This window comes from Mesorhizobium sanjuanii, assembly GCF_002529485.1.
In the GTDB taxonomy this organism is placed as follows: domain Bacteria; phylum Pseudomonadota; class Alphaproteobacteria; order Rhizobiales; family Rhizobiaceae; genus Mesorhizobium; species Mesorhizobium sanjuanii.
Genome location: NZ_NWQG01000278.1, coordinates 1 through 5,350, shown reverse-complemented (window position 1 = coordinate 5,350; position 5,350 = coordinate 1). Strand labels below are relative to the sequence as shown.

Sequence of the window (5,350 nt, the reverse complement as noted above, 5' to 3'; positions counted from 1 at the left end):
GCTTTTGGTGGCCTGACAGGATTTCATCGCCAAGTCCTCTGCCGCCTTCTGGGACGAAGCATTCAGCTTCACGCCGCAAACAAAATACTCGACCGACCAAGCGATTGGCGTTGCCGCAAAGGCCGAATGGCCTGAGGCTGCCACATAAGCCGCATACGCCTTCCCGCAGCCTCCAGTGGTTCCCGTGGGAATTGTTACTGGAAAACGCACATCGCCCTTGCTTCCAGCCAGGGAACTGGCCGCCTCGGTGTTCTGCACCATGAATATTAGAAGTCCTGCAAGTATCGAGATAGTCGACTTGCCGAAATATTTCAGAATCATTTCTATTCCACCCCAATTTCCCAATACAGGGCAAGCAATAGCGAACGTCTTTTACAAACGCTAGCCATCTGGTACAATTTTCCTGTTTTCTGGATTGAGGAATCTCTTGGTCCATAAGTTCAGCCTTCCGCAAGGTCAGCAACGATGCGTCCGTATAGTTCGGCCATCGGCTCATCAAAGCAGCAGAAGATGACGCTACCCGGGACAGTGTTCTGTTGCAGGAAGGCGCTAACGGTGCCGACGGCGACTCGCTGGCCTCTTCCTTCGGAAAACGGTAGACGCCGGTCGAGATCGCCGGAAAAGCGATCATCAGGCAGTCGTAGTCACGCGCGATTCCCAGCGAACGCCGGTAGCAGGAGGCAAGCAGTTCCGCTTCGCCCATGCCGCCGCCTTGCCAGACCGGGCCGACCGTGTGGATTTTATGGCGTGCCGGCAGCCTGTAGCCCTTGGTGATTTTTGCGTCTCCGACCTTGCAGCCATTTAGCATCCGGCATTCGAACTCAAGCTCAGGCCCGGCTGCGCGGTGGATGGCGCCGTCGACGCCGCCGCCGCCCAGAAGCGACGTGTTGGCGGCATTGACGATAGCATCGACCGCCAGCTTGGTGATGTCGCCGGTGTGGACGCGAATCCGTTCGCCGAGATCGTTCATCGTCACATCCTGAACACGCCGAACCGTGTCTCCTCGATCTCGGCGTTGAGCGCGGCGGAAAGGCTGAGCGCCAGCACCTCGCGCGTTCTGGCCGGATCGATGATGCCGTCATCCCAGAGGCGGGCGGAGGAGTAGAGCGGGTGGCCCTCATGCTCGTATTTCATCAGGATCGGCTTCTTGAATTTGGCTTCCTCCTCCGCGCTCCATTCGCCACCCTTGCGCTCGATGCCCTCGCGCTTGACGACAGCAAGTACCGTTGCCGCCTGCTCGCCGCCCATCACCGAAATGCGGGCGTTCGGCCACATCCACAGGAAGCGCGGCGAATAGGCGCGTCCGCACATGCCGTAATTGCCGGCGCCGAACGAGCCGCCGATGATCATGGTCACCTTCGGCACGCGGGCCGTGGCGACCGCCATCACCAGCTTGGCGCCGTCCTTGGCGATACCGCCCGCCTCGTATTTGCGCCCGACCATGAAGCCGGTGATGTTCTGCAGGAAGACCAGCGGAATCCCGCGCTGGCAGCACAATTCGATGAAGTGCGCGCCCTTCAGCGCGCTTTCCGAAAACAGCACGCCATTGTTGGCGATGATACCCACCGGCATGCCATGCAGGTGAGCAAAGCCGGTGACCAGAGTGGTGCCGTAATTCTGCTTGAACTCGTCGAATTCGGAGCCGTCGACGACACGCGCGATCACCTCGCGCACGTCATAGGGCTGGCGCAGATCCGTCGGCACGACGCCGTAGAGCTCATGCGGATCATGAAGCGGCGGAATCGATTTCCGAAGCTTCAAGCTTACCGTCTTGTTTCGATTGAGGTTCCTGATGATGCGCCGGCAAATGGCCAGCGCATGCTCGTCATCCAGCGCATAGTGGTCGGCGACGCCGGAAAGCCTTGTGTGCACGTCGGCGCCGCCAAGCTCCTCGGCGCTGACATCCTCGCCGGTGGCCGCCTTCACCAGCGGCGGGCCGCCGAGGAAGATGGTCGCCTGGTTGCGCACCATGATCGTTTCGTCCGACATTGCCGGCACATAGGCGCCGCCTGCCGTGCACGAACCCATGACGCAGGCGATCTGCGGAATGCCTGCAGCCGACATGTTGGCCTGGTTGTAGAAGATGCGGCCGAAATGCTCACGATCGGGAAACACCTCGTCCTGGTTGGGCAGATTGGCGCCGCCGCTATCGACCAGATAGACGCAAGGCAGATTGTTCTGCAACGCGATCTCTTGCGCCCGCAGATGCTTTTTCACGGTCAGCGGATAATAGGTGCCGCCTTTCACCGTGGCGTCGTTGACGACGACCATGACCTCGGTGCCTTCGATACGGCCGATGCCGGCGATGAGACCGGCCGAGGAAATCTCCTCGCCATACATCGACCACGCCGCGAACTGGCCGATCTCGAGAAAGGGCGAGCCGGTGTCGAGCAATTGCGCCAGGCGCTCGCGCGGCAACAGCTTGCCGCGCGAAACATGCCGCTCGCGCGCTTCGTCCGAGCCGCCGCGCTCGACGGTGGCAGCCTTCTCCGCAATGTCGGCGACCAGCGCTCGCATCCGCTCGGCATTGGCGCGGAAAGCGTCGGAGGAGGGGGATATTTGAGAGGCGAGGATTGGCATGGTGTTACCGGATCAGTTCGATCTTGCAGCCGACATCCAGGTCGCCCCAATCGCGATCAGCGGTGACGGCAATGGCATTTTCGCGAATTGCCAGCGCCAGGCAGGCCCGGTCGCCCAGCGACAGGCCGCGATGCCGCGTCAGTTCGCGAAGCTGCCCGGCGGCGATGCCCATCGCTTCGTCGAAAACGGTGACCGGCATGCCGAGGCTCGCGAGATCATCGGCGGCCTCCTCCATGCTGCGTCCCCTGTCGATCAGCTTGGCGATGATTTCGGCCGCGTTGACCGAACTGCATTGCGCATCCGGTGCGAATTCCAAGGCGATGTCCGTGCCCTTCTCGTTGAGCAGGATCGCAAGCGCCGCCGAACTGTCCATGACGTAGGGTTTCATTTCGCCCGCTTTCTCGTAGTCCCTTCGGCGTGAAGTCGGTCCAAGCGCTTGTCGCTTCGAAGCTGTTCTTCGCGTCGCTCCTTGAGAAATTCGTCGACGACGCTTTCGCCTGGCTTCTTCAACGCCGACAATTCCGCCTGGACGCGCCTCAGATTCTGAAGCCACGACCTGACCCGCAACTCGCCGTTCTCGACATGAAGGATCAAATCCTCGCCAGGCTTCACGCCCATCTCCTCGCGCATAGCAGCGGGAATAACGAAGCGTCCGCCTTCGCCAAGTTTGACGCGCTCGCGTTTTGCCGGAACCCGAAGCGGTGTCTTCCGAGCGCCGGCATCGAACTGAGCCTGCGGGTTTTCGCTAAACCCAGTCTTTCTCGTCCCGCTCGCCATGATCTGCCTTGCTTAAAAAATCTGACATACTTCCAAAATATGGCAGAGGTTGCCTTTTCTGGCAATCTCTGGACGATTGCCACTAGAGGTTCTCCGCCATGATTTCCCGCCCGATCAGCCAGCGGCGGATTTCGCTGGTGCCGGCGCCGATCTCGTAGAGCTTGGCGTCGCGCAACAGGCGGCCGGTCGGATAGTCGTTGATGTAGCCGTTCCCGCCGAGCAGCTGGATGGCGTCGAGCGCCATCTGCGTCGCCTTCTCGGCGGCGAACAGCACGCAGCCGGCGGCGTCCTTGCGCGTCGTCTGGCCGCGATCGCATGCGGCGGCGACGGCATAGACATAGGCACGCGCCGCGTTCATCACCGTATACATATCGGCCAGCTTGCCCTGCACCAGCTGGAACTCGCCGATCGCTTGGCCGAACTGCTTGCGTTCGTGCACGTAAGGGATCGCCACATCGAGGCATGCCGCCATCAGCCCGATCGGCCCGCCGGCGAGCACCGTGCGCTCATAGTCGAGGCCCGACATCAAGACTTCGACGCCGCGTCCTTCCTCATGCAGCACATTGTCGAACGGCACTTCGACATTCTCGAACACCAGCTCGCCGGTGTTTGAGCCGCGCATGCCGAGCTTGTCGAGCTTCTGCGCCACCGAAAAGCCTGCAAAAGCCTTCTCGACGATGAAGGCGGTGATGCCGCGCGAATGGCGCTCCGGATCGGTCTTGGCATAGACGACCAGTGTCTCGGCGTCCGGCCCGTTGGTGATCCACATCTTGGTGCCATTGAGCACATAGCGGTCGTTGCGCTTTTCTGCGCGCAACCGAAGCGACACGACATCTGAGCCGGCGCCGGATTCCGACATCGCCAGTGCCCCAACCTTTTCGCCGCTGCACAGCGCAGGCAGGTATTTCTCCTTCTGCGCCGGCGTCGCCCAGCGGTTGATCTGGTTGACGCAAAGGTTGGAATGGGCGCCGTAGGAGAGGCCGACCGAGGCAGAGGCGCGGGAAATCTCTTCCATCGCTACGACATGGGCGAGATAGCCCATGCCGCTGCCGCCGAAGTCGGGATCGGCGGTGATGCCGAGCAGGCCGAGCGACCCCATCTCGGCCCACAGATGCGACGGAAATTCGTTCGAGCGGTCGATCTCGGCGGCGATCGGCGCGATCCTGTCCTGCGCGAAGCGCCGCACCAGGTCGCGTAGCGCCTCGATGTCTTCGTCAAGCCCGAAGTTGAGTGTATGCGTATACATGGCCTTCCTCCCGGCGCGTGATCCCGATTTCGGGAGGGATCACGCGCAAAATCAAACTCCTGCGGCCGCGCGTCCGAAGGAGCGCGCGGCGCTGTAGGACGCACCTTCGATTTTCGCGCCCACCAGACGCATTGTCATCGACAGATATGTCGCCGTGACTTCAGCGACCGACAGCCGCTCGCCCGGTCTGAACCAGACGATGACGCCGGTCATCATCTGGATCAGCGCCATGGCGGTGAGTCCGGTGTCTTCGATGCTGAAGGCGCCTGCCTCTGTGCCGTCTCGCAGGATGGCGCGGAGTTCCTTCTCATAGGCTGTGCGCATGCGCAGGATCCGCGTCAGCCGGTCGTGCGAGAGGCTGCGCAATTCCATGTTCGAGACATGTGTGGAATGGCGGCGCTCGATATGGAAGGCGATGTGGTTTCGGACATAGGCGGCGAGCCGCGCCTCCGGGTCAGCGGTAGCGGGGCGTATCGTCTCCCACGCTGCGGCCAGTCCTTCCATGTGCTCGCGCATCAGCGTGAACAGCAGGTCTTCCTTGGTCGGAAAATAGCGATAGAGCGCCGCGGCCTGGACGCCGACCTCGGCTGCGAGCTGGCGCATCGACATTGCCTCATAGCCGTAGCGCGCGATCAGGCCGGCTGCCGCCTCGCGGACAGCCGCCTCGGTCTTTTCCCCATCGGAACCGGTCGTACGCGCCATGGTTACCTCATCGGATGTTCATAATAAAACAAACGTTCAATTAAT

Annotated in this window: 6 protein-coding genes and 1 pseudogene; all 7 read right to left on the bottom strand. The window is 61.6% G+C overall.

The window, feature by feature from the left end; translation table 11 throughout:
* A partial coding sequence (locus CN311_RS33120; RefSeq protein WP_097577348.1) for a hypothetical protein occupies positions 1-321 on the bottom strand: 321 nt, incomplete at its 3' end.
* 119 nt (positions 322-440) lie between these two features.
* Positions 441-970, bottom strand: a pseudogene (locus CN311_RS30780) (O-acetyl-ADP-ribose deacetylase).
* A gap of 2 nt (positions 971-972) precedes the next feature.
* Positions 973-2,580 carry a carboxyl transferase domain-containing protein gene (locus CN311_RS30775; protein WP_097577347.1) on the bottom strand — a complete coding sequence of 536 codons (1,608 nt, stop codon included), beginning with the start codon at positions 2,578-2,580 and terminating at the stop codon, positions 973-975.
* A 4-nt stretch (positions 2,581-2,584) separates the two neighbouring features.
* The gene (locus CN311_RS30770; RefSeq protein WP_097577346.1) at positions 2,585-2,968 is read right to left on the bottom strand and encodes a type II toxin-antitoxin system VapC family toxin; all 384 of its coding nucleotides are present in this window, start codon (positions 2,966-2,968) and stop codon (positions 2,585-2,587) included.
* Complete coding sequence (locus tag CN311_RS33565; RefSeq protein ID WP_245440996.1) at positions 2,965-3,210, bottom strand: AbrB/MazE/SpoVT family DNA-binding domain-containing protein; 246 nt, start codon at positions 3,208-3,210, stop codon at positions 2,965-2,967. Before CN311_RS33565 ends, CN311_RS30770 begins: the two co-directional genes overlap by 4 nt.
* A gap of 229 nt (positions 3,211-3,439) precedes the next feature.
* The gene (locus tag CN311_RS30760) at positions 3,440-4,603 is read right to left on the bottom strand and encodes an isovaleryl-CoA dehydrogenase (RefSeq protein ID WP_097577344.1); all 1,164 of its coding nucleotides are present in this window, start codon (positions 4,601-4,603) and stop codon (positions 3,440-3,442) included.
* A 51-nt stretch (positions 4,604-4,654) separates the two neighbouring features.
* Positions 4,655-5,305 (bottom strand): TetR/AcrR family transcriptional regulator, encoded by a 651-nt coding sequence (locus CN311_RS30755; protein ID WP_097577343.1) that lies wholly within the window; start codon positions 5,303-5,305, stop codon positions 4,655-4,657.
* Positions 5,306-5,350: the final 45 nt, after the last annotated feature.

Coding starts and splice junctions, on each gene's coding strand:
- CN311_RS30760 (WP_097577344.1), bottom strand. CDS start 4,603: ATGTATACGCATACACTCAACTTCGGGCTTGACGAAGACATCGAGGCG.
- CN311_RS33565 (WP_245440996.1), bottom strand. CDS start 3,210: ATGCGCGAGGAGATGGGCGTGAAGCCTGGCGAGGATTTGATCCTTCAT.
- CN311_RS30770 (WP_097577346.1), bottom strand. CDS start 2,968: ATGAAACCCTACGTCATGGACAGTTCGGCGGCGCTTGCGATCCTGCTC.
- CN311_RS30775 (WP_097577347.1), bottom strand. CDS start 2,580: ATGCCAATCCTCGCCTCTCAAATATCCCCCTCCTCCGACGCTTTCCGC.
- CN311_RS30755 (WP_097577343.1), bottom strand. CDS start 5,305: ATGGCGCGTACGACCGGTTCCGATGGGGAAAAGACCGAGGCGGCTGTC.